This is a genomic window from Cohaesibacter marisflavi (assembly GCF_900115225.1).
GTDB classification, from domain to species: domain Bacteria; phylum Pseudomonadota; class Alphaproteobacteria; order Rhizobiales; family Cohaesibacteraceae; genus Cohaesibacter; species Cohaesibacter marisflavi.
The window spans coordinates 1-24,938 of the sequence record NZ_FOVR01000002.1 but is presented as its reverse complement, the minus strand read 5'-3'; the positions used below and the strand labels follow the sequence as shown (position 1 = coordinate 24,938).

At 55.0% G+C, this 24,938-nt stretch carries 16 protein-coding genes, 1 tRNA gene and 1 riboswitch; of the genes, 5 read left to right on the top strand and 12 right to left on the bottom strand.

Translation table 11 applies throughout. From position 1 onward, the window contains the following. The first annotated feature begins 25 nt into the window (after positions 1 to 25). Entirely contained in the window at positions 26 to 808 is a 783-nt protein-coding gene (locus tag BM258_RS03630) for a DUF1684 domain-containing protein (protein WP_090069028.1), read from the top strand. A 368-nt stretch (positions 809 to 1,176) separates the two neighbouring features. On the opposite strand, the gene BM258_RS03625 is transcribed toward BM258_RS03630, so the two are convergent. Continuing rightward, a tRNA-Leu gene (locus BM258_RS03625) sits at positions 1,177 to 1,263 on the bottom strand. 297 nt (positions 1,264 to 1,560) lie between these two features. On the opposite strand from BM258_RS03625, the gene BM258_RS03620 reads away from it, so the two are divergent. After that, positions 1,561 to 2,535 (top strand): complex I NDUFA9 subunit family protein, encoded by a 975-nt coding sequence (locus BM258_RS03620; RefSeq protein WP_090069027.1) that lies wholly within the window; start codon positions 1,561 to 1,563, stop codon positions 2,533 to 2,535. 39 nt (positions 2,536 to 2,574) lie between these two features. Here the strand turns inward: BM258_RS03620 and BM258_RS03615 are convergent, their stop codons facing one another. From BM258_RS03615 to BM258_RS03605, 3 genes are all read right to left on the bottom strand, one after another. Continuing rightward, positions 2,575 to 4,572 carry a beta-N-acetylhexosaminidase gene (locus tag BM258_RS03615; RefSeq protein WP_090069026.1) on the bottom strand — a complete coding sequence of 666 codons (1,998 nt, stop codon included), beginning with the start codon at positions 4,570 to 4,572 and terminating at the stop codon, positions 2,575 to 2,577. A gap of 161 nt (positions 4,573 to 4,733) precedes the next feature. Next, positions 4,734 to 5,642, bottom strand: a complete 909-nt coding sequence (locus BM258_RS03610) for a DMT family transporter (protein WP_090069025.1) — start codon at positions 5,640 to 5,642, stop codon at positions 4,734 to 4,736. A 124-nt stretch (positions 5,643 to 5,766) separates the two neighbouring features. Beyond that, positions 5,767 to 5,952: riboswitch (FMN riboswitch) on the bottom strand. A gap of 156 nt (positions 5,953 to 6,108) precedes the next feature. Then, the gene (locus BM258_RS03605) at positions 6,109 to 6,561 is read right to left on the bottom strand and encodes a DUF2852 domain-containing protein (protein WP_090069024.1); all 453 of its coding nucleotides are present in this window, start codon (positions 6,559 to 6,561) and stop codon (positions 6,109 to 6,111) included. Between the two features lie 440 nt (positions 6,562 to 7,001). Between BM258_RS03605 and BM258_RS03600 the strand changes: the two genes are divergently transcribed. Both BM258_RS03600 and BM258_RS03595 read left to right on the top strand, forming a co-directional pair. Further along, positions 7,002 to 8,390: an ActS/PrrB/RegB family redox-sensitive histidine kinase gene (locus tag BM258_RS03600; protein WP_090069023.1), complete on the top strand. Its 1,389-nt coding sequence runs from the start codon at positions 7,002 to 7,004 to the stop codon at positions 8,388 to 8,390. A gap of 108 nt (positions 8,391 to 8,498) precedes the next feature. Beyond that, positions 8,499 to 9,053 (top strand): ActR/PrrA/RegA family redox response regulator transcription factor, encoded by a 555-nt coding sequence (locus tag BM258_RS03595; RefSeq protein ID WP_244544584.1) that lies wholly within the window; start codon positions 8,499 to 8,501, stop codon positions 9,051 to 9,053. A gap of 106 nt (positions 9,054 to 9,159) precedes the next feature. On the opposite strand, the gene BM258_RS03590 is transcribed toward BM258_RS03595, so the two are convergent. The 8 genes from BM258_RS03590 to BM258_RS03555 form a co-directional block, all read right to left on the bottom strand. Continuing rightward, a complete protein-coding gene (locus BM258_RS03590) occupies positions 9,160 to 9,657 on the bottom strand; it encodes an MmcB family DNA repair protein (RefSeq protein WP_090069021.1) in 498 nt (165 codons plus the stop codon). A 189-nt stretch (positions 9,658 to 9,846) separates the two neighbouring features. Continuing rightward, positions 9,847 to 11,097, bottom strand: coding sequence for a BaiN/RdsA family NAD(P)/FAD-dependent oxidoreductase (locus BM258_RS03585; protein ID WP_090069020.1), 1,251 nt, complete (start codon positions 11,095 to 11,097; stop codon positions 9,847 to 9,849). A gap of 101 nt (positions 11,098 to 11,198) precedes the next feature. Then, positions 11,199 to 13,802: an ATP-binding protein gene (locus BM258_RS03580; RefSeq protein ID WP_090069019.1), complete on the bottom strand. Its 2,604-nt coding sequence runs from the start codon at positions 13,800 to 13,802 to the stop codon at positions 11,199 to 11,201. A 21-nt stretch (positions 13,803 to 13,823) separates the two neighbouring features. Then, positions 13,824 to 15,974 carry an EAL domain-containing response regulator gene (locus tag BM258_RS03575; RefSeq protein WP_090069017.1) on the bottom strand — a complete coding sequence of 717 codons (2,151 nt, stop codon included), beginning with the start codon at positions 15,972 to 15,974 and terminating at the stop codon, positions 13,824 to 13,826. A gap of 227 nt (positions 15,975 to 16,201) precedes the next feature. After that, positions 16,202 to 17,707 carry a TolC family outer membrane protein gene (locus tag BM258_RS03570; protein ID WP_090069014.1) on the bottom strand — a complete coding sequence of 502 codons (1,506 nt, stop codon included), beginning with the start codon at positions 17,705 to 17,707 and terminating at the stop codon, positions 16,202 to 16,204. A gap of 179 nt (positions 17,708 to 17,886) precedes the next feature. Further along, a complete protein-coding gene (locus tag BM258_RS03565; RefSeq protein WP_175527904.1) occupies positions 17,887 to 19,221 on the bottom strand; it encodes an HlyD family type I secretion periplasmic adaptor subunit in 1,335 nt (444 codons plus the stop codon). A 216-nt stretch (positions 19,222 to 19,437) separates the two neighbouring features. Further along, on the bottom strand, positions 19,438 to 21,972 hold the full coding sequence (locus BM258_RS03560) for a peptidase domain-containing ABC transporter (RefSeq protein ID WP_090069011.1): 2,535 nt from the start codon (positions 21,970 to 21,972) through the stop codon (positions 19,438 to 19,440). Next, positions 21,969 to 23,780 (bottom strand): ABC transporter transmembrane domain-containing protein, encoded by a 1,812-nt coding sequence (locus tag BM258_RS03555; protein WP_090069008.1) that lies wholly within the window; start codon positions 23,778 to 23,780, stop codon positions 21,969 to 21,971. Before BM258_RS03555 ends, BM258_RS03560 begins: the two co-directional genes overlap by 4 nt. A gap of 277 nt (positions 23,781 to 24,057) precedes the next feature. Here BM258_RS03555 and BM258_RS03550 point away from each other — a divergent pair. Further along, positions 24,058 to 24,938, top strand: an 881-nt coding sequence (locus BM258_RS03550; RefSeq protein ID WP_175527903.1) for an Ig-like domain-containing protein, incomplete at its 3' end; no start/stop codon positions are given.

The following is a 24,938-nucleotide window of genomic DNA, read 5'->3' as shown; positions in this document are numbered from 1 at the left end:
CAAGAATGATAAGAAAGGAACGACGATGACAGTTTCATCAGACTTCAAAGCCGCCCATGAGGCATGGTTCAAAACCCGCATGGACAAGCTCACAGCCGAAAATGGCTGGCTCAATCTGGTTGGCCGTTGGTGGCTGACGCCGGGCAAGCTGACCATAGGCAAAGGCCTGACCAATGATATTCAGCTGCCCGTTGGCCCAGAAAGCCTTGGTACGCTGACCTTCAATGGCGATGATACCGGGCTGTTCGAGCCAACAGCTGGCGAAGCCATCGCGCTTGATCGGGCCGCAGGAACCTTCTCGTGGGAGTGTGATCGCTTCCTTCTCGAGATCACTGTCAGCAACGAGCTGCGTGCCCTTCGTATTCGTGACAAGGAGTCAGAAAAACGCCAGCAGCCCGTTGGTATTGAGTTTTTCCCGCTGGATCCTGCCCTCAGAATCACCGCGCGCTGGGAAAAGCTGCCCGAGCCGATGGACCTGACGCTGGACACCATCATCGGGTTGCCGGTCAAGGTGCCGGTCACGCATGTGGCGAAGTTTGAATTCGCCGGTCATCAGATGGCGCTGCTCTCCACCTATGGCACCGCTGATCGACCGCAATTTGTAATCCGCGACCTGACGTCCATGGATGACACCTATGAAAAGTCCCGTTTCATCTTCGGCGAAGAGGTGACTGAAGATAGCGTCGTGATTGACTTTAACCGGGCGATCAATCCGCCTTGTGCCTTCACCCACCATGCCGTCTGCCCGCTGCCGCCGCGCGAGAATCTTTTCCCCGTGCGCATTGAAGCAGGCGAACGTCGCATCTGATTAGCTAACGGTGTTTCGGATAGTGTTTCGATCAAAGCCCGTGAGATACCCTCTTGCGGGCTTTTCTTGTCATCTGCGGATTTGAAGCCCCCGCCGCCCAATGGTGCTCGATCTCCAGAGACACTTCAATATGCCTCTGCTTGACTATCTGGGGATCTTTTGTCTTGAGGGATCGTTTCTCTTTTCGTTTCCTGACAACGCACCGAGAGGCTCTGGAACGACCTTGCGATAGTCGTAAATGCCGGTCTTTGGATGCTTGAAAGGGTGGGTATTGAGAGGACCATTGTACCACCCGTTTGTACCACCGGGTGACAACCAAGCCATTGAAAGAGCTTTGCTCTTTTCTACCATTCAATTTTAAGGATGAATGGTGCCCAGGAGAGGACTCGAACCTCCACTTCCATACAGAAACTAGCACCTGAAGCTAGCGCGTCTACCAGTTCCGCCACCTGGGCACTTAAGGTGTGAGGGGGTATTTACGGCTCCTGCATGCTATTGTCAACGCATAGATTTTGAAAAAATGCACAATTCACATCATTCCTGTTTATTTTCGTTTGGAACGGTGAAAAAGTCCGATCAGATGATGATCTTGCCCCTACTCGCGCGGGGAAAAATCACAGATGTCGACTTATGCCCAGATGTATGTGCGTGGATTTTCGTATAGAAACACAGTAGGTTGCAGCAAGTTCCTTGCGATGGGTGGATACGGCCACAATCGCTTGCGTATAAAGCCCAAATCAGGAGAAAGCACCATGACCGGTCAGGCAGGAAAAATTGTTACAGTTTTTGGTGGCTCAGGGTTTTTGGGGCGCCATGTGGTGCGGGCGCTGGCCAATGAGGGGTATCGCATTCGGGTCGCGGTCCGTCGCCCAGACCTCGCAGGCTTTCTCCAGCCGCTGGGCACCGTGGGACAAATCATGCCGATACAGGCCAATTTGCGCGACCCGGCTTCTGTGGCGCACGCGATTGAGGGCAGTGATGCTGTCGTCAATCTGGTCGGGATTCTTTATGAAACGGGCAAGGCCACCTTTGACGGGCTGCACCATCTTGGTGCCAAGGTGATTGCCGAGGAGACCGCAAAGGCAGGCATCGATCGCATGGTGCAGATTTCTGCGATCGGGGCTGATATCAATTCGCCCTCCGCCTATGCCAGTAGCAAGGCAAAGGGCGAGCAAGCAGTACTCAGCGCCCTGCCAGACGCCATTATCGTTCGCCCATCGCTGTTGTTCGGCCCGGAAGATGACTTCTTCAACAAGTTCGCTTCCATGGCGAAGCTGTCGCCCTTCCTGCCTCTTGTGGGTGGTGGAGACACCCAGTTCCAGCCCGCCTTCGTGGGCGATGTGGCTCAGGTGATTGCGCTGGGAGTCAAGGGATATCTTGACGCGGGTGCGACCTATGAGCTAGGTGGGCCGGAAATCAAAAGCTTCAAACAGCTTCTCGCCATGACACTGGATGAAATTCACCGTAAACGGCTGTTGCTGCCATTGCCTTTCTGGATGGCTTCGACCATGGGATGGTTTTTCGAGAAATTGCCCATGAAGCCGGCTTTGACGCGGGATCAGGTGACATTGCTCAAGAGCGACAATGTGGTTTCCGAGCAGGCCAGTCTGGAACACCGGACCTTTGAGGGGATCGGCATCACGCCACTGGCCATTGAGGCCGTTATCCCCTCTTATCTCTGGTCCTATCGGCCCGGCGGGCAATATGAAGCCAACCGCAGGGCGTAAGCTTGCAAAGGCTATTGGCTGCCCGATCTATGACATGCCCTATGCCTTGATTGTTTCAGGCAGGGTTGGCATGAGGCGCTGACGCGCTTCAAAGCTTGACCATTGCTTATGCTTTGGCAGTGTCCATGCGCTTTCAGCAATGGCTGAGAGACGCGGGAAGACCATATGATTGAAGCGGGCTCGGCTGATCAGATTTTCGCTCCAGATCCCGCCCTGAATGCCGACAAGCAAATCTTTGTTCTTGCCCAAAGATGCCTGCGCATCAAACTGATAGGTATCGGCCGGACTCGACGTGCCAGCCCAGCTCAAGCCCGGCTCCTGCCAATTGGTCGATTGGGCCATATCGAGATAGTAAACCTCGCCCGGGCACATGACGACCCGATAGCCCTGATCGGTCAGATCGCGAGCGCTCTGAGCATTCATCCAAGCCATCAGGGTGACCTTTTCTGGGTCGACGCCTCCGCCCTTGGCCGCTTCCTGCCACGCGAACGGCACCTTGCCTGCGTCCTCCAGACGGTTGACCACAAAACGCAAAATAGCGGCCTGCATCTTCATGCTGTCCGGCTTGCCATCGGTATCCAGCAGCCCCTTGGCCTTTGCCCAACTGTTGGCGCCACGCGAGCCAACCCACGCACCATGGGGAACTTCATCGCCGCCGATATGGACGCAGGCACCAGGGAAGAGATCCGCCAACTCGCCGAAGATGGATTCCAGAAACAGCCATGTCGCTCCAAGGCCGGGATTGAGGGCATTGTTGACATAGCCCTGCACCGAGGCGTTGCCCTGCATGGCGCTGGGGTCAATCAGCTCTGGCAGAGCCATCATGGCCGCGTGGCAATGGCCCGGCACATCCACCTCAGGCATGACGTCGATCTGTAGGCTTGCTGCATGGGCCAGAATATCTCGCACCTGCTCTTGCGTGTAAAAGCCGCCATAGCGCGCAGCCCCTGACCCATGCTGGGGCAAAAGCGCCAGCCCATGGCCGCGCCACGCGCCAATCTCGGTCAGGTGCGGATAGATTTTGCTTTCCAACCGCCAGCCCTCGTCATCGGTCAAATGCCAATGGAAACGGTTCAGCCGATGCCACGCAAGACAATCCAGAAAGGCCGTTACGGTTTCTGCGCTATAGAATTGGCGTGAGACATCCAGATGCATGCCCCGCCAATCATGGCTCGGCCAATCTTCAATCGTACCACTGGCGGGGAACGCGAACAGCGCTGGCTCCTTTTGCGCCCCGCGCCAGATTTGGGCGAGGGCTATGAGAGCATAGAAGATCCCCTTGTCATCGGCGTTGATGACAATCTCCTTGTCCGAGAAAGTCAGCCTGTAGGCCCCTGCCCGCGCGTCATCTTTTGCCCTCTGCCCGCCATCAGTGGCAAGGCGCAGCGTGATGCTGGAGGACGCTTCACCAAAGGGGGGCTTTTCGCCAAAGAGCCTGATGTAAAGCGCGTTCACTCTGTCGCCGACATCTTTCAGAGACTCATCCAGCGCAAAAGCTGAGGGTGCAGCCTCGCGCCATGCAGCTACCGAGCTTTGATTGGGCATTGGCAGCATGGCCAACATGGGTGCGGTTGGAGCGGTCTGTGAGGAGGGTTCTGCCTTTGTCGCGACATCCGCTTGTTCATCACTGCCCTCAGCAGTCTCATTCTCGGGGCGCAAGGGGTCGCAATCGATATCGATGGTGCTGTTATCCGGCAGAATCAGGAAGGCCGAGGACGGCCCGTCGGTGCAGTGGTTCGGCTTGTGAGAAAGCACAGGGATCGTGATCTGCCACAACAACCCATCTGGGCCTGCCTTGAGGGGCGCAAGAGGCTGCAGCTCATGATAGTTGGCCGTGCGTGCAATATAGTGAGCGCCGATCAGCTCGGTTTCAGGCGGGATGCGAGTGATTGCCGTATAGGCCAGACGCACAGTGGCCGGAAAGGCCGCATCCGGCGGGGCGAGCAGGCTCAGCACCATCTGTCCGGTTTTGCTGTTGTCATCAATCCATTTGCTACGCAGAAGCAGGTCTGTATTTTTCTGGTCGCTACGGGCCATGTCGCACCTCCTTTGATGCTATCTACTGCTCCTGTTTTTATTGAAGAATCATGTCCATGAAAAGAAAAAAGGGGCCACACAGGCCCCTTCGTTGCATCTTGTATCACTCGTCTTTGCTTGCAAGCCAAAACCTGTCTGGGCCTGTTTGGGGCTCTGTCGGCTTAATAGTCTCGCGCTTCGCGCCTGAGGATATAGAAGGAGGCCGCCAGAATGAGTAAAGCCCCCAGCCAGAACTGGCCAACCGGCGCAAAGCCGAAGACCACCCAGCCAAACAGCACGTTGAAGGCCAGTTTGACATGGTCAAATGGCTGCACATAAGCCGCATCCGCGATCGCATAGGCCCGAGCGCACAAGAGCTGAGCCAGATAAACCAGCAGGCCGGAAAGCACGATGACGCCCAAAGCCAGCATGGAAGGCATCACCAGATCACTACCCAGCAACATGAAGGCATTGACCGGGCTCATAAGCAAGAGCAGATAGATGGTCACAGTTTCGGGCGCCTCGTCATCGGTGAGCGTCTTGGTCATGACAGAGGTCGCAGCCCAGAAGGCAGCCGCCACAACCGGCCAAAGCGCGTGCAGGGAGAAGGCATCGGACCACGGTGCCAGAATGATCATGCCACCAACAAAGCCCACGATGGTCGCGGCCAATCGATGAGGTCCGACCTTTTCATGCAGGAAGATATAGGCCCCGAGAGTAACAAAGAACGGCGATGTCATGATCAGGGCGATGGCCTGCCAGATGGGCACATAAGCCAACCCCGCTGTCCAGGCTTGGGTGCCCAGCACGGCGAACACCACGCGCACTACATGCTTGCCCACCTGATTGGTACGAGCCGCTTTGAGACCAACTTTGAGCAACCATGGCAAACTGAAGAAAAAGGCAATGAAATATTGCCCGAAAGCGACGATCAGCGAGCTGACGCCCAGCTTCATCGTCAGATATTGCGTTGAGAGATTGACGAGGGCAAAGGCAAGACCAGCCAGAACCATATAGATGGCGCCCCACACCGCGCCTGAGCGCATCAGTGGCACGGTCGCCGCGTTGGTAGATTGGGAAATCTGATTCATTTCGCATACCTAAAACAGATCCCTCATCCATTGCGGATGAGTGAACCAAAGCCAAAAGAATCAGGACGCACGGACAGCTAAGCCTTATCTCACCGGGAGAGCCTCCTGATGAAACATGCTTTTGTCACGTTCTCTTTCATCCGGACTGTTACCGTCGGCTCTGGAATGGCACCAGATCTGCTGACCGTTCGAAAGAGACCATGAGCCACCTTCCAAACGCGCTCGCGGGCTGCAAGAGCGGGTTGTCGCACTGCGTTAACACCCCTCTTTCACCGCCGGTGGGGACTTTCACCCCGCCCCGAGAACAAGGCTCACCTCAGGACACCTGGGCTGAGCTGCGCTAAAATGGGGGAAATCCGCGAAAATTGCAAGTAGGGATTTATAGATAGGTCTGATGAACAAAATCGATGCATCAACAAAAAAGCGGGACCATTGTCCCGCTTCGTTGCTTCCGGTCTTGAAGCTATTAGCCTTGATACGGATTGTCCGAACCGGACCCGCCTGCCGGGCCATATTGGTTGGCATTGTGGCGCGCTGCCATGAAGCGATCGAATTCTTCCTTGTCTTTGGCACGATGCAGTTCGGCCAGAAACTCTTCGAATTCTTCTTTCTGCGCTTCCAGTTTGCGGCGCTGTTCTTCCAGTCGCTCCAGCTCTGCCTTGCGGTATTCATCAAAAGCCACGTTGCCGGTTCTTTCAAACCCATGGGAACGGTGACGATGACGATGGCCACAGCCTGAGCCTTTGAATTCGCGGTCTATTCTCGTCTTGAAGTCCTTGAACATTTCACGCATTTCATCACCCCAGATAATATAGGCCAACATTGCAAGACCAAGCGGCCAGAAGAGAATAAAGCCAAGTATCATCAGAGCTACATGAGAACCCTTCCAAGATGATTTGGCTGTTGCACTGTGTGACATTGTCTTCCTTTCGAATGGTTTACGTCTCATTTATGCATTGAACTTGAAGTATTCCCTCATGAATATCTCTAAACTGTTCAACGCTCTCTCACACAACAAGAGGTGGGTAAGTAAAAACCGAAGTTCAAGATATTTTTTGTTAAATATATTTTTGCCTTCAGGTCTTGAAACGGTGCAAAACCTACCATTCGCACGTCAAGATACGACCTTGGTTGGCCGCTGAATTCCGTCGTTTTACACCGACAGGTTCTTTTTCACCAAAGTGTCATCTCAAAGGCATTCCTGTGGAGCGGAATTTGCGATAGAAACAATCAAGTATTTGCAGCTTTTACAGAAACAAAACCTTGTCAGAAGGGGTCAAGGGTCATCACGCCTGCTGTTTTCAGCCAGATTTCGACTGCCATGATGATTTCTGAGACCAGAAGAGCCTACGGGAAACGATGCTTTTTGCTTCTTCATCCGATCCGATATTTGCAGACAGACAAATAAAGCTCGACACGCTTGTGCGGCTGCGCTGGTTGGCCATTGGTGGCCAGGGGGTCGCTGTTCTCGCTGTTTCGGAAGGATTTGGCTATCGATATCCTGCCCATTATTGCCTCTATCTGATCGGGCTTTCGGCTCTGCTCAATCTGTTCTTGCAGATGCGCTTTCGCAAGAGCGTGCGTCTGTCGCCCCTGCCGGCGACTGGACTTTTGAGCTATGACGCAGCCCAGCTGGGCGGGCTTCTTTATCTGACGGGGGGCCTGCAAAATCCGTTTGCGTTGCTTCTTCTGGTGCCCGCAGTAGTTTCTGCCACCATGCAACCGGCACGTTTCACCGCCTTTCTTTCGACCCTCATCACGCTGATCGCCACCGCGCTTATCTTTTTCCATCATCCCCTGCCATGGGCCGAGGCCACGCCGCCCGATCTGCCCAAGCTTTATGTCTATGGCATCTGGATTGCGCTCATCGTGACCATGCTGTTCCTGAGTGTCTATACTTCACGCATTGCCCGCGAGGGCCATCAATTGGCCAACGCCCTCTCAGCCACCGAGCTTATTCTTGCCAACGAACAGCATTTGACGAGCATTGACGGTTTGGCAACGGCTGCCGCCCACGAACTGGGAACGCCGCTGGCCACGATCCAGCTGGTGGCCAAAGAGCTTGAACATGAGCTCTTGGAAGATGATCCGATCTTTGAAGATGTGTCGCTTATCCGCTCTCAAGCCGAGCGCTGTCGCGACATTCTCGGCAAATTGCGCTCTCTTTCTGGCGATGACCACAGCAATTTCACCAAGATGCAGTTCGAGGCGCTCATTTCGGAAATTGTTGAACCTTTTGAAAATCCGGATGTCACGATCGAACGTATATTCCCAGAGGATAAAAGCGATCAACCCATTCTCATGCGCAATCCCGGTCTGCTCTTCGGGCTGGGCAATCTGGTGGAGAATGCCGTCGACTTTGCACGCAGTCGGGTTGTTCTTGAATCGCAATGGACCGATAGCACCATAACGCTGGTGATCGGCGATGATGGTCCGGGCTTTTCCGAGGCAATCATGACGCGCCTTGGCGATCCCTTTGTGACAAGCCGCATGGATAAAGGCCAAGTGGATCGCGATGCAACCTCCGGGCCAGATTTGGCACGAAGGCAGAAGTCGGGGCTCAATGGTGGCGGGTTGGGTTTGGGCTATTTCATTGCCAAGACCTTGCTTGAGCGCAGCGGCGCCAAAGTAACCATTCGCAGGAGTGGAACAGTTCAAAAGGAAATAGTGTCAAAAAAGATAAACGAAATCAGTGGAGCAGTAATCGAAATCACTTGGCCCCGCCTTTTGCTTGAGGCAGATCAATAAAAGCGGCAAATTCGATGCTAGATTAAAAGCGAGACCGATTGCCACACCCCTTTGGATATCGTATTTTAAAGACATGGAAGACGCGCAATCATGACAGGACTAGCAGAAATGACAGTAACTGAACAAGGAATAAGCACCCAGCCGGGCTATCTCTTGTTGGTAGATGATGATCGGCCTTTTCTCATTCGCCTGTCGCGCGCAATGGAAAGCCGGGGATTCACGGTAAAATCTGCAGATAATGTTGCCGAAGCCCTATCCACGGTGAAAGAAGAGCCGCCCCGTTATGCTGTTGTCGACATGCGATTGGGCGACGGCAATGGTCTGGACGTCATCGAGGCCATTCGCGATTCCAATCCTGATGCGCGCACAATCATGCTCACCGGCTATGGCAATATCACCACAGCGGTAACGGCCGTCAAACTCGGCGCTGTCGACTATTTGGCCAAGCCAGCCGATGCGGACGATATTTTTGCCGCTCTGCTGAATGATGGTGAAGTCAAGATCGAGCCGCCGGAAAATCCGATGTCGGCGGACCGCGTGCGCTGGGAGCATATACAGCGGGTCTATGAGCTGTGTGATCGGAACGTCTCTGAAACCGCCCGCCGGCTCAACATGCATCGACGCACCTTGCAACGCATTCTGGCCAAGCGCGCTCCGCGCTAAAGCCAGGCCCATCTGGCTGCTTCTGGTACTTCTGCCGCTTTCAGCAAAAGCATTTCCCAACCATGGTCTGGTCGCATCTTTCGATGCGGCTTGGAAGGTTGCTTTACTACAATTTGGCTGGCTCGATATGCGTCGGCACGCCCGGATCATGGATCGCATGCAGACGCGAGGCAGCGATTTGAGCGAATCGCAGCGTCAGGGCCTTGCGACGGGCTGCGGCCAGCTTGCGCTGTTCCACATCCCTGATGATCTCCGCGCCGTGGGCATCAGCAATGATCAGGCCGGCCTCCTCGGGGAAGATCTCTTCGGGTGTTTCCTGATTTGTTGCGAAGAACAAGCGGTCGCAAAAGTCCCAATAATCGGGCCACTTTTTGTCGGCACGGAAATCGGCCAGCGAGGACTTGATCTCGACGATCCATATTTCGCCCTTGGTGTTGATGGCCAACAGATCGGCCCGACGGCCTGACTTGAGTGTTACCTCTGGCAGGGAGACAAAGCCGTGGCGGCGTAAAAGACGCCCTGTGCCGCGCTGAATTTCTAGCGCACGCTCAGACTGTCGCCCATCCACGGGAGCGGAAAGGTCCGGTTTGATCATCTTGCTCATGGTCGGTCTTGGATCGGTTCGAGGTTGTCTTTTTGCCTGAATGCCAGAAAGACTGCCTATCGAGCAGTGCAGCCCGTCTGGCGTTGGTACGCAGACAGGCCGATTTGAGATCAATTCGCTACGCCCTGCAAGCCTTTTCTGCCAAGGCGGTTATATGATGGATGGCGTAGCTCTACAGGACTGTGAAGGCTAGAGCGCACGACCTGCCGCCACGCCGGACGCCCAGGCCCATTGGAAATTGTAACCGCCAAGCTGACCGGTCACGTCCACCACCTCGCCAATGAAATAAAGGCCAGGCATCGCATTGGCCTGCATGGTCTTGGAAGAAAGCCCTTTGGTATCAACGCCCCCGAGCGTCACTTCTGCGGTACGGTAGCCTTCGGTGCCAACCGGCACCACCTGCCAGCGATGCACGACTTCATCGAGTTTGCGCAGCAGCTTGTCGCCTTGCTCGGCAATATGGCCCTTCATGCCTTCCCGTTCGGCAATGGCCTTGGCCAGCCGTTTAGGAAGCAACGTAGACAGACTGGTGGCAATATCCTGCTTGGGGTTGCTCTTGCGCGCAGCGATCAGGGTCTCAAGGCAATTGCCATCCGGAGCCAGATCGATAGTAACCGGTCTGCCTTCCTGCCAATAGGCCGATATTTGCAGGATGGACGGGCCGGATAAGCCGCGATGAGTGAAAAGCAGTCCCTCGCGGAACCGGACCTTGCCAAACCGCACTTCCGCATCCACAGACAGGCCGGCGAGCCCGGCAGCAAATGTCTTCTGGCTATCCGAGAAGGTGAGCGGCACAAGGGCAGCTCTCGTGGGCAAAACATCAAGGCCGAATTGTTTCGCAATGTCATAGCCAAGACCTGTGGCGCCCATCTTCGGGATCGACTTACCACCAGTTGCCACGACCAAGGCGCGTGCCTGCTCGCTGCCCCGGCTTGTGGCGACATGGAACAGCCCGTCGCGCTGTTCGACAACCTTGATCTCCGTGCCAAGGAGCAAACGCCCTCCGGCGGCCTCCAGTTCATCAAGCAGCATGGCCACGACGTCTTTTGCGCTTTCATCGCAGAAAAGCTGCCCGGCGGCCTTTTCGTGCCAGGCAATGGCGTGCTGATCAATGAGCTTGACGAAATCCTTTGGCGTATAGGCCTTCAAGGCTGAAATGCAGAAACGCGGATTGTTCGAGATGTAATTTTTGGCGCTGGCGTCAAGATTGGTGAAATTGCACCGCCCTCCGCCGGAAATGCGGATCTTTTCGCCAGCCTTGCGCGCATGATCAAGCACAAGCACGCGTTTGCCACGGCCTGCTGCCGTAATCCCGGCCATGAGCCCCGCAGCACCGGCCCCCAGAATGATGGCATCCCAGAGCTTGCCAGATGGTTTGCCCGTCGGATTATGAGACGGATTGGTCTCAAAGCTGAGAGTATTGGTCTTGTCTTCAGGCATGACGAAAAGCGCCCCTATTGCTCGCGAAGGCCATTTTGGCTCTCAGGCAATAGGGGAGACGTCTCGCAAGGTCAAGGAATAAGCGCAAGGGCGCGATCCTGTCAGTGATTGACGATCAACTCTTTCTGATAGGATGATTGCCGCGCAGCCTCCGGCTTTGGCAGCGAAACCGACAGGATATGCTCAAGATCCGTAATGGCCTCGGACAGATTGGCGGCCAGTTGCACCATGTGACCCGAGCCTTCCTGATCGAGTTCGGCCGCAGTCATGTCTCGCCATGAGAGGCAGAGATCGAATACCGAGCGCGCACCGATATTGGCCGCCGCCGAGCGCAAGGCGTGAGCCCCGTCACGGAACTCGGCATCATCGCGATGATTCACAGCATCATGCAGGCGATGCAAGGCGGCAATGCCGTCTTCACTGAATTGATGAGCGAGATCGACGACAAACTGGTCGCCCCCAAGATCTCTCAAATCTTCAATAATCTGAGTGGTGTACATTTCTTCTAACCCCCAATTGTCAGAAATAGTGATTGTTTTTCTATTGTCAGCAATTTGCTGTTTCTGCTCGATAAATATATCGAGCAATTCCTTGAGCCGGTAACGATCCACCGGTTTGAGCAAGCAAGCTTTCATGCCCGCCTGCAGACACCTGTCCTTGATCTCCATACCGGGATCGGCGGTAAGGGCATAGAGGTGCGGTGGGTGCTGTAAGTCCCCGGCACCCGCCAGAGCCTCTATGCGACGCGCTGTTTCCAGCCCATCCAGAACCGGCATCCGGATATCAAGAAAGGCCAGATCAAATTTGCGATTGCGAATTGCGGCGATGGCCTGTTTGCCATTTTCGGCCAGAGTCACCTGATGCCCCAGGCTGGCCAGCATTCTTTCAAGAACCATCTGGTTGGTTCGATTATCCTCGGCAACGAGAATCTGCAAACTTTCCGCCGGCTTGCTTATCTCTGTGTCACGACTGGCGCTTCGGACGCTGCCATGTCCATGCAATTGCTCGGCAAGGCGCAGCAATTTGCTCATGCGATAGTGCCAGTCGGTGCGATTGAGAAAAGCCAGCCCATGCTGAGGGTGAACAAGAGCCAGATTGGACGCCTGTTCATCAGCGCGACAGATCCAGAGCACAAAAGGCAATCCGCTTCGGCTACAGGATGCGATCTGCATCTGGGTGAGCGCAATATCACACTCCAGCCCCTGACGATCAATCACCACCACGGACGGCATCTGGTCTTCGCAAAAGCTGGTAAGCGCCGTCAGGGCCGTGCGCAGATCGTGATGGACATCACAATAGGGCACGGCAGGCGGCAACATGGTAACCAGCTGCTGGTTTCTGGTGATCATCATGATCGACCGTTTGGGTGTCTCTTCGCTTTCATCTTCTGCTGTTGCTGTCTGACTGTGTTTTAATGCGAGGCCGAAGGGAGCGGTGAAGGCAAAAGTGCTGCCCTCTCCCTGTTTAGAGGCGACCTGAATATGTCCCCCCATGAGTTCTGCATATTGGCGGCACAGGGCAAGCCCCAGACCAGAGCCACCAAATTGCGCCATCACATCATCATCGGACTGGGTAAATCGATCGAAAATCCGCTGCTGGGCTTCCGGTGCAATGCCGATGCCGGTGTCGATCACCTCAAAGCAGATGCGGTGCATCTGGCTATTTTCTTCCACCAGCCGTGCGCGCAAGGTGATTTGTCCCTGATGGGTGAATTTGACCGCATTGCCCATGAGGTTGGTCAGAATGTCTTCCAGAAAGCGCTCATTGCCACGATAAAGACGGCGCAGCGAGGAATCAAAATTGATATTAAGATCCAGATGTTTCTGCCGCATCTGTTCAGAGAAAAGCCGATGAAGGCGGCCCAGGAGCCTGGACAGGTCAAAATCGTCATCATTGACCGGCATGGTGCCATTTTCGGCTCTGGCATAATCGAGCAAATAATTGATAAGACCCAGAAGCGTATCACCAGCCTGAGAGATGGTGCCAACCATGCGCCGCTGATCCGTATCCAGTCTGGTATCGTCGAGCAGATCACTCAGCCCCTTGATGGCTTGCAGCGGTGTCCGCACTTCGTGGCTGATGCCGGCAAGAAACGCCGACTTTGCACTGCTGGCAGCCTCTGCTGTCGCAATGGCCTGCCGGATCGTATTGAGGAAAGATGTCATCGAAAAGGCCAGAATGATGACAAAGCTGATTTGCAGCAGACAGACAAGATAGCTCGTCTGCCAAAGTTCGAATATATGATAGTGAACGGACAGAACGGCGACGATAGAAATGGCGGAAATCAAAAGATAAACCGTGCCATAGCGAAAGCCTGCAGCCAGCATATTCCACAAATAGAAGGGATATAGCACCGTACCTGTTGGCCCGAGAATGAATGCAAAATAGGTCAAAAGCACCTGATCGGCCCAAATCGCCATCAAGCGTCGACCACTGGAGGCATTGGGAGAAAAAGCCAGATGCGTCGATTCCAGAGCCAGAGCAAGCCCATATAGGCTTGTTGCCATGAAAATTTGCTCATACCCACCTGCAGGTATTTTCTGCAGGAAGAGATAGTCAAAGGCGACGAAGGCCCAAAGCGCCACTATCATGCCAAAACGCAGGATAATTGCCACATGCTCCGTGTCTGGCCTATGAGACAGAATGCCAACAAGCCGCATAACCGGATCGATAACAGTTTCAAGAAAAGAAGTCCGCAAGGCCATGAAAAGTCAATCTTTCGCTGTTCACCCCAGAGATACCAGTTTGGTAGGCATCTGAGCCTGAATGGCCAGTTGCAGTTTTTCTGCCGATTGCGGCTTTCCGAAATAGTAGCCCTGCGCCTTGTCACAATGCTCCAGCTCCAGATGGCGGAGAACCTCTTCCGTCTCGACCCCCTCGGCGATCACCTCGAAACCGAGAGAATGCCCCAGATTGATAGTCGCCCGAACGATGGCGGCGTCCGATGGATTTTCAAGAAGATCATGCACAAAGGACTGGTCGATTTTTAGACGATCCACCGGGAAATGCTTCACATATGAGAGGGAAGAACAGCCGGTTCCGAAATCATCAATAGAGATTTTAACCCCCAGATCGCGTAGTTGCTGAAGCTGTAGAGCAACCTGTTTGCGATCATGCAGAACGATGCTTTCGGTCAGTTCCAGATCCAGCAAGTGCGCAGGCAGCCCCGTTTCGGAAAGAATGCGCGCGACCAGCAACGGCACCGATTGTCGCTGGAACTGCACCGGCGACAGATTGACCCCGACGGAAAATTCCGGCAGCCCCATTTCGCGCCATCGGGCCCCTTGCCTGCAGGCTTCCCGAATGACCCATTCGTTGATTGGCATGATCATGCCATTGCGTTCAGCCCGGGCCAGAAATTCACTTGGTGCGACGAGGGTGCCATCGGCTTCGCGCATTCTGAGCAATGCCTCGCAGCCAACGATTGCGCCTGTCTTGATGTCGACCTGACGCTGATAGAGCAGTTCGAACCGGTTGCTCTCCAGTGCTTCGCGCAAGGTGGCATCCAATCGCCGCTCTTCACGGGCGCGCGCATCCATGTTCGAGACAAAGAAGCTGAAGCCATTGCCGCTCGCGGCCTTGGTGCGATACATGGCAAGGTCGGCATTGCGCATGAGATGCTCGTAGCTGTTGCCGTCTTCCGGGTGCACCGAAATACCGACCGAGGCTGTAACAGGCGTCGATAGCTGCACACCGGCAATCGCGCCGGGCATGATTTCCATCGCCGCCTTGCACATATCCTCCACCTGCGATTCGGAGGTGATGTTGGATTGCAGAATGGCGAACTCGTCGCCCCCAAGGCGTGCCACAAGGTCTTCCTTGCCCGCGACAATACGCAGACCTTCGGCCACGCGGGCCAACAATTCATCGCCCGTCGCATGGCCATGCACGTCATTAACCTGCTTGAAGCCATCTAGGTCGATCAAATGCAGGGCAAAGCGTCCATCACCGCGGCGACAGCGCCCGATTTCGCGTTCGACCCGATCTCTCAGCAACGCCCTGTTGGCCAGACCGGTGAGCGTGTCGTGATGGGCCAGATGATGCAAATGGGTTTCTGCCGCCTTGCGGTCGGTAATATCCTGCGACGAGGTTACAACACCGATGACATTTTCCCCTTCCACGAGGGGCGATTTGTTGGTCAGGAAGATGCGTTTGTTGCCGTCCGCACCAACGATTTCTTCTTCAAAGGAACGGATGCCGTGATTGGATGCAATGACCAGTTGGTCGATGGAATCATAGCGCTCTGCAACCTGCGAGCCGAAGATTTCGGCTCTGTGGCGCCCGACAACCTGCTCGACCTTGAGGCCAAGATAGTTGGCCTGATTGACATTCATGAACAGATAGCAACCATCCAGATCGGTTGCGCTGACCATGACTGGGAGCGTGTTGATCACATTCACAAGGCGCGATTCACTTTCGCGCTGTGTCCAGGCAAGGATGCTTTCGCTTTTTTTCAGGGACTCAAGCAGCGAGTTGGCCCGGTTAGAGAGGACCTTACTCTGGCGATGCATTTTGAGAAGGTTACGCGCCCGGGCGATGAACTCCCGGTGGTCGACCGGACTGATGAGTAGATCCGTCGCACCTGCATCCAGAGCCCGAAGCCGCAGGCGCCGATCCTCGAATACGGTGATGACAATGACTGGTACGTCTGCCAGACGTCTGTCAGAGCGGATTTGACCGACAAAGTCATCCCCCTGCATGCCCGGCATACTGAAGTCAGTCAGGATCAGATCGGGGCTGTTTTGTGCCAACCATGAAAGGGCTTCGATTGGCCCCGAGCAGGTAACAACTTCGATTTCGGCTTCAATACGCCGTGCGATCTGAGCATAAATTTGTCTGTTTGTGTTTTGATCATCAACGATCAAGATAAGTGCCATTTTGAGCCCCGCGTGTCCCCTGTGCGTTTTCCGCTCTTCCCCAAGAGCGAACGGCTTCGACGAATTTCGAGACACTGTAGGACAAAGACGTTAATGACACAGGTCAAAAATGAGCAAAGTTGGCTTCCGATGTCCAAAAGGTATGACTATCGTAAATATTGTATTTATGAACACATGTAACCCAAAATGGACTTTGGATCGAAAGCAGAATGCAGGGAGAGTTTTAATCAGCGCAGACCATTCCAGGGGTCATCGGACAGACGAGGTCCAGCCTTCTTGGCAGGCCTTGCTTTCAGCTCTGCCATTTGCCGGGCTCTGGCAACAGCAGCGGCGGCTTGTGGATCATTGCTTACATATTCCTTGCGAGCACCAGAAACAGTCAACTGACCGGTGGCTGCGAGATAGCTGTAGATCGCGATGACGCTGTCTGCCTGTGAATAGATTTCCAGCTCACGGGCATCAAGCAGTGAAACTTCTGCATCCAGAATATCAAGGTAGGAGCGTTGCCCGGCCTTCTCTTCCATCTTGATGCCGCGCAGCAGGTTGCTGGCTGCCTTTACTTCTGCGCTCGCCTGTCGCATGGATGCGACTGCGGCCTGATATCTGAGAAATTGCTCACGCGCGTTGGCCTTGATCCGCGCCCGCAAAGCATTGGTCTGATGAACCTGCTGGCTGTGCGCAGCCCGTGCCTTCTGTACTTCGGCGGAGCGTGCACCGCCATCAAACAGAGGCAGACTGAGGCGCAAGGAAAGGCTGCGCTCGGACTTGTTGGTTTGCGCCGCGCTTGAAGCCAAATTCTCCGAGATATCCCCATTCAGATCGATCGTGGGTAGAAAAGCCCCTTGTGCAGATTTGACCGCATAGTCTGCCGCCTTGTCATTGGCGCGTGAAGCCCTCAGGTCGGGGTGCATGCGCAGGGCCTTTTTCACCGCCTCGGTTTCATCGGCAGGCAAATAGCGCACAGGCATCTGCGGATAAATCAACTCGCCGGGACGATAGCCCACCAGCGCTTCATAGCGACCGGACGCTCCGCCCAGATCGGCGTGCGCCCCCTCCAGTGCAGCTCGGGCCCGATAGAGCAACGCTTCGGTCTTGGCCAGATCGGTTCTGGTCAACTCTCCGGCACGAATGCGGGCTCTTGTTGCTCTATGCTGCTTTTCCAGATTGGCCACATGGTCGCGCCGCAAGGCAATCATCCTGCGCGCGGCATAAACATCCATATAAGCCTTGACCGCTTCGAGCAGGACTTCTCGCTCCCGGTTTTTCAGCAGATAAAAGCCAGACTTTTCTTCATATTTGGCCTTGATCAGATTGTTCCTGCCCTGAAAACCATTAAACAGGCGCTGGCTGGCCTTGATGCCATACTGGCTGGTGCGCGTACGCTCGGTGCGGCCCGACTTGAGCCGTTCCTCCACCATCGACTGGGAGGCATAAGCGCTGACCTGCGGCATGAAGGCCGCATTGGCCTTTTTTGTTTCGGCCTGCCTGATGGCAAGGCCGGCTTCCGATGCGTGGATCTCGGGATTGTTGTCGTAAACGTCATAGAGCATCTGTGCCAGATTGTCCGCCAGCGCGGGGCGCACCAAAAGACACAGGGAAGCGCTCAGCAGCAAAGAGGCAAAGCGGGCGCCAAGCCCGACCCGACGGGAGCCCCCTTCGGCCTTGCCCGTCGTGGCAATTGCCATACCTGTTCTCTCTTTGCCATTCATGCTGATCTTCCACTGCGAGGACATGGTTGGAGCTCGCCGCTTACGCGTCACCTCCCTCCAGTCTTATGGAATTATGGTTAATAAAGCGGAAATATGCAGACATGCAAACCAGTTGTCGGCCCATATGAGCAATTAAATCAAGGATATGTTGAGAAAAGCGGCCCGGGATCCGACCCATTCATCTCAAGGACTTTCATGGAGTGTCAGCGCTCGGAGAAAGCCACATCCATGGATCGATAGACCGGCTTAAGCAGATAGCGCGCAAGCGACTTGGAGCCAGTCACGATATCAGCGGTCACGACCATGCCCGGTAATACCGGATAGGCCATGCCCTTGCGATTGAACTCGTTGTGATCAAGCGCGATCTGAACCCTGAAATAAGGCTGGCCATTTTCATCCTCAAAGGAGGTTGCCGAAATGGTCTTCACGTTGCCTTCCAGCGAGCCGAAAACATAGGGGTCGAATGTTGAAACGGTTACCTTGGCGTCGGCATTGAGATGGATATGGCCGATATCTTTCGGTTTGACGCGCACCTCGGCGATGATCTTGCGGTCATCGGGCACGATCCGCGCCACCACTTCGCCGGAGCGAACCACCGCCCCCACCGAATTGACCGGCAGTTCCTGCACAATGCCATCCGTCGGCGCAGTCAGATCAAGGCTGGTGACACGATCCTGCTGCTTGGTCAAAAGGCGATCCACCTCGGCCAGTTCGCTGGCATTCTTGGACTTTTCCTTGGCCAGATCGCTAAAGATCTTGGCTCGAGCTTCTTCCAACTGTATCTGGGCTTCCTTGACCTGCTCGCGCGTTGTCGAGAGCCGGCCATCAAGAGAATAAAGGCGGGAGCGCGCTTCTTCCAGCGCGGCTTCAGCTTCCAGCACCGAGCGGCGGGATGCATATTGCTGCTTGAGCAGGCCATCGAGCATCGTAAACTGCTCCTTGGCAATCTCCATGCGCTTTACGGCGCTTTTCTGCTCTGCAATCGTCGCCCGATATTCCGCCTCGCGACGGGCCAACTGGGATGCATATTTGGCCAGCTCGCGATTGATACGGTCTTTCTCGGAGGAAAAGACACTCATTTGCGACTGCGCAATGTTGCTATAAAGGCGACCTTCCTCGCCAAAGGAAACGCTTTCCTGCTGCTGCATGAGAGCATCAGTGGTGGAGATCGCCATACGAAGGGACGCAGCCCTGATGGCCAGTTGGTCGCGCTCGCTTTCGGTTGCCGTCGGGCGCAAACGCACCAGCGGCTGGCCAGCCTTGACCCTGTCGCCCTCGGACACCAGAATCTGGTCGATATAGCCACCCTCAAGATGCTGGATGGTCTGGACAGAGCCAGCCGGCTGTATCTGACCGCCAGCATGGGTAACCTCCAGCACAGAGGTGACAAAGGCCCAGATGATGAAGGCTCCCAGAAAAATAAAGCACCCCGTCACCACATAGGCAAAGAGCTGGGGCGGCTGTTCAGCCTCCAGCGCCAGCGGCAATGTCAGGGTCTTGGAGTCAAGACCTGTGCTTTTTGAAGCAAACAACTTCACTGAATTCACCCCGGAATGCCCTCGCATTTTCCTAGGAAAAGCGCAAGACCCGTACCCGTTATGCTCATACTCGAGACCGGAAAACCGACCAGCTTTCCCTTCTGGAATATGATCCCACATGTTCGCGAGCAGCCTATGCCACAACACCAAGTCAACAATAGCGCGCTTAGGGTTAATACATCCTTGCCCAAAAGACGTCTGTTTGAGAGATCTGTCTTAGGCAACCGATTTGTTGAAGCTGTCCAATTGCGGCAAGATCTTTTCAGGCGGCCCATTCATGATGACCTGCCCTTCATGCAGCACCAGTATGCGGTCTGCCATTTTCATGTGGCTAGGCCGCTGCGTGGTAAAAAGAATGGTAGCCTCGCCCCGCATGGCTTGCAGGTGATCCATGAATTTGTGATCGGTTTCGAAGTCCAGATAGTTGGCGGGCTCGTCAAGAAAATAGTAGGTCGCGGATTTGCTGAAGCTGCGGCATAGCAAAAGCTTCTGTTTGAGCGCATCCGACATCTGATGCACGGTTTCCGCCTTCAGGCGTGTTTCCATCCCCTCAGGCAAATCCGGATGGTCTGCCTCAATATCGAAGGTCTGCATGAGCCCCGCCATCTTGGCACAATCGGCCTCAGGGTCATTGAGATGAAAATTCTGCGCAACCGTTCCGTAGAAAAAAGTGGCATTGTCTGGCTGGTAGCTGATCTCGAAGCGCAATTCGCCCAAATCGATCTGCCGGATATCCAGATGGTCAAAACCCACCGCACCAGCGACAGGACGATAAAGACCGGCCAGCAATTTAAGGAAAGTGGATTTACCGCCGCCGCTTGGTCCGGTAATGGCGACGATTTCGCCTGGATTGATGGTCACATTGGCATTCTTGATCGCGGCGTCTGCAGCCTGCGGATAACGGAAGGATAGATTCTTGGTTGATATGTGCCCCTGAAATTTACGCGAAATGCTCGGCACGATACCGGGCATGCGCTCTGGCTGGGTGCGCATCAGATTATTCACCATGCGGATGGCTTCAATCAGCTTGCCCACACGGGAAAGGCTGAGAAAGGCATTCTGCAGGGGCGCCAGAACCCGCCAGATGAGGGCCATGATCGCAATCAATCCGCCAACGCCCAGATCCCCTTCCATCACCATGATCGTACCTGCTCCCAAGGTGGTGATGCCAGCCCCCATGGACAGGGCTTGCGAGATGGTCTGCACTTGGCGGGAGAAATGCTGCGCACGGAAATCAAGAGCAGCAAAGCTGGCGGCTGCGTCCTCATAGCGTTTCTGCCAGATGGCTTCCCCACCGACATTTTTGATTTCGCGATGCATCAGAAACAGCTCCATCATGATGTTCTGTTTCTTGGATTTGGCATCGCCCGATTGCATGGTCTGGCGCTTGGCGATCGGAATGGTGACCATGGCCAATATCGCATAGAGCCCCACCAGCGTAGCAGGAATGGCCGCGATCCAGCCGCCGATCAGCGCAATGGCCGTGATAAAGACGAGCACGAAGGGCAGGTCCAGAACGGCGGTGCCGAAGGAACCCAGAAAGATTTCACGCAATTTTTCAAATTGCCGCAATCGCGCCAGCTGCGCACCGATGGAGGCATTCTGCACCATGCTATAGGGCAGATAGAGAAGGCGCTGGAAGACCTCAACCGACAGAGCGGTATCGAAGCGAGCGCCGACATAGGCCAGAATGCGCGTACGCAGGGACCGCAGCGCATAGTCCGCCGCAACGATCATGCCCACGCCGAGGACAAACATCATCAGACTACCCGGCGCTTTGGACGGGATCGCGTAACCATAGACAGTCATGATGAAGATGGGCACGGCCATGGCGGCCAGATTGATGCCGAAATTGATGACAAACAGCGAGAAGAACAGCTTGCGAAAGGATGCCGCAGCGTGGGTCACCCAGCCGAAGGATTGGACAAAACGGGTGCGGCTGACCACGTCCAACGGCTTGATATGGTGGATGATCACCGGCTGCCCGGGGCAGGCAATGATCTCCTCCTCGCCGGTCCGACCATTAAAGCAGGTTATCCGATCGGCACCAAAGTCGACGGAAAGAACGATACGGACAGTGTCGTCCGCTTCATCCTGATACAGGCAGGGCAGCTTTTCTTCCGACAGGGTGGCAAGCTTGGCTTCATCCGAAATGGCTACATAATTGAGCCGTGTCAGAACGGCTCTCAGCCCCGTCATGTCATGAACGGTATTGAAATGGGGCAGCACCTGCGCCAGATGACGTCCGCTCCCCGCCCAGCCGATAAGCGCCAGCAAAACCTGAACGCACCGGCCTGCCGAACTGGTATAATCAATCCCCGACCAGCGTTCTTTGATACCAAGACGCTGTTCAAAATCAGAGAAGGGCATCTCCTGCCCAGACAAGCTTTCGCTACTACAAGCTGGCCGATACGCTTCCTCAGCGTTGCGATCCTTCCGCTCTTCAGGCTTTGACTTGCCTACATCTGCCGCAAAATGTTGATCAGCCGAATAATCTGCCAGCTCCGCAAGACTCACATCCTCTTCGCTGGCATGACGGGCCGCTTCGGATAGGGTTGCGCCTTCAAGCGGATTGTCGTCGGCCCGCTTGAGCAACATCGGTTTGCCCCGCGCCTTGCCCCTGCCGCTACGCTTGGCTGGTGCAATCGGCTTGATCTGAAGCTTGCCAACCCCTTGCGCTCTTTGCTCTTCTGGCCCGGGCTGTTCCTTATTGGAAGACTGGCCGTTTCTCCTTCTTGTATCGTCTATCATTCCACGCCTCCAACGGCTGATTTGGCGTCTTTGGCGTCTGGTCGCGATGCAGCCTGTTGACGCGCTTGGGCGCCCTCAAACGGCATGAGCGCACCATCTTTGAGAATGACCTGCTGATCGGCAAGGGAGAGAAAGGAGGGACGGTTTGACAAGAAGATAATGGTCATGGAGCCACGCAAGGCCTCTATCCCTTTGCGTAAAAGGGTGTCAGAGCGCTGATCCAGCATGGCGTTGGCTTCTTCCAGAATGAGAATTTTGGGCTTACTGGCAATGGCTCTTGCAATGCAGATACGCTGGCGAAAGCTCGGCGGCAGCGTTTCGTTGCCACCCGAACCAAGCATCATGTCATAGCCATGAGGCAGTTGTTGGATGTCACTTTCCAGCCCGATCAATTGGGCGGCTTCACGCGCATTCTGCAACCCCTCACGAGGGTTGAACAGCGTGAGATTGTCCAGAATCGATCCGCTGAAAATAGCCGGACTGTTGGAAACATAGGCAATGGAAGCAGAAACATCAGAGTTCACCAGATCGTGGATCGAACGCCCACCCAAGAGGATATTGCCCCCGTCCGGAGCGATCTTGGTGCGCAGAATTCTGAGGAAATCATGATCATCGCTCGTCAGATTGCCCTTGATCCCGATGGTGGCCCCATGGGGAATGATCATAGAGATCCGGTAAGCGCCATGGCCATCGCCCATTCGGGACGCCATAACAGCTTCATCCAGGATGACCTCTCCGGACGCCAGTTCGGCAGGAGCCATCACCTTGTCCGGCTCTGGATTGACCGACAGGAGTTCGTCAACATTCTGCTTGACCAGATCGAAATTACTCAATTCACTCCACGAGCGAACAGAACGCACCAGAACCTCGACCGCCCGGCCCCCCAGCAGCAGACAACAAGCCAGCGACCCAATGGACTGGGTGCCCTCAATGACAAGCAAGGCCCCGCTGGAAACAATCGTGATCATGGTGATGGAAGCAAAGGAAGCACTCAGGGACTGCGTTGCCCCGTCCAGTTTGACCGAACGATGAAAGGCAACGGCAATGGCTTCCTGCAGCCGCTCATAACGGCGCATCATCTGGGGCTCACAAGACATGGTCTTGATCGATTCAATGCCCGACAAAGCTTCAATCACGAAGTCATATTTGCGCCGATCCAACTGTTGGCGTTCATCCTGCAGGCTCTGGATATCCTTGGCGCGCTTGAGCAGCCGCCAGGCGAAAATGGAAAAGACAGCAACCAGCAATCCGGCGATGGTCGGGCTGACGATGGCCATCACGCCCAGAAAAATGAAGATAAAGGGCAAATCAACCAGCCCCATCCGGGCTGGACCGGCAAACATACGCGCAGTGGTCGAGAGCGCATTCATGCGATCAATATGCGTACTGGCCGCGCTCTTTTCCAAAGCCTCGGGCGGCGCTCGCAAGATCCGTTGGATCGCCTCCACGCCTGACACATAATCAATATAGGATGAAGACCAGCCGGAGATATGCGAGCGAACCACTTTCAGAAGGGTATCAAGGATCAGCACGGTGACGAGACCAGCAATCAAATAGAACAGCGTCGCATAAGACTGGTTGGGTATGATGCGGTCATAAATCTGCAAGATGACCAAGGGCATACCCAGTCCGAGCATATTGATGACAAAAGACGCCGCCATGATCCGCTTGGGAACACGTACCTGTTCTGCGAACCATGTTGTCTGCATGGAGCTAGGAGGTTGAAAAACCGCGTGGAACCGCGCTACGCCAGCTCGAAAGGCAGCGATCATGCCGTTTGGTTTTTCAGGCTTGCGACCTGTCATCATTCATTGCGCTCATGTGTCATTACCCTGCCGCAGTGGTGACCGGGAGGACAATTGAGTTAACGGAAATTTCCAGACTTCCCCAATATGGCGCCAACTCTCTTGATCTTTTCTTAACCACCTTTGTAATTTTTAGACAATTCCAATTCAATTAAACCGAAAAAGCCGCTCTTAACCCATTCATAACCAGTTTCCGAAAGGCCCGATTAAGCACGCATATTATAGCGTCAGGGCCAAATGCCTGATCGCAGAAGGCGTAATCGAGTTAAGGAACCTGGCAATGGCTGACACCAATACCCCAGATGTAAAATCCGAAGCGGCTGCATCCAAATTTGAATCCAACCGCGCCCAGCAGACCCTGCAAAAAGCAGAAATGGAAAAAGCCAGTGACTACGACACCGGCGACCATATTGCACTGCGTCAGGATATCCTGAACCCGAACCTTCATTATGGCCTCGCCAATGAGGACGAAACGCTGCTTCCGACGCAGTCACCCGGTGAAGCAGATGGCAGCGCTGCCGATGTTGGCTCTGGTTCTCTGTCGACACAGCCCTCTTCGCTTGCATCTGCCCCGGCTGGTGATGATTTTGTCTCTCCTGTTTCCTCTTCCGGATTGTCAGCCCCGGAAGATATTGCCAACGCAGGTCAGGAAAGCCCTATCCTCTCCATCAACAATGGCTCGGCAGACTTGACGCGCAGCGAAGCTCCGCTTAGCGACGATGAGGCCTCTGTTCTTCCGACGGCACAGAGCAGCCCGATCAACACGGCGTCACCCTCGGGTGGCACGCTGCCTCCTGCAAATGGAGGCGGCACACCAGAGGAAAACACACCTGTTGAAGCAGACGACATCGCAGAGACCACAGGCGAGAATAGTGTTCTTTCCAGTTCTGTCACCGCGACCGATCTGGATGGGGATACGATCAGCTATAGCCTTGATGGCCAGCCCTCCGAGGGCATCGTTACGCTGAATGACGACGGCTCCTACAGCTTTGATCCGGGCACGGCCTTTGATGATCTGGCTGTGGGTGAGAGCCGTGAGGTCTCCTTTACCTATACCGCAGATGATGGCAATGGCTCCACCGATCAGGGCACCGTCACCATTGAAGTCACCGGCACCAATGATGCGCCAACCGCGGTGGATCTGTCATCCAGCTCCGTGGA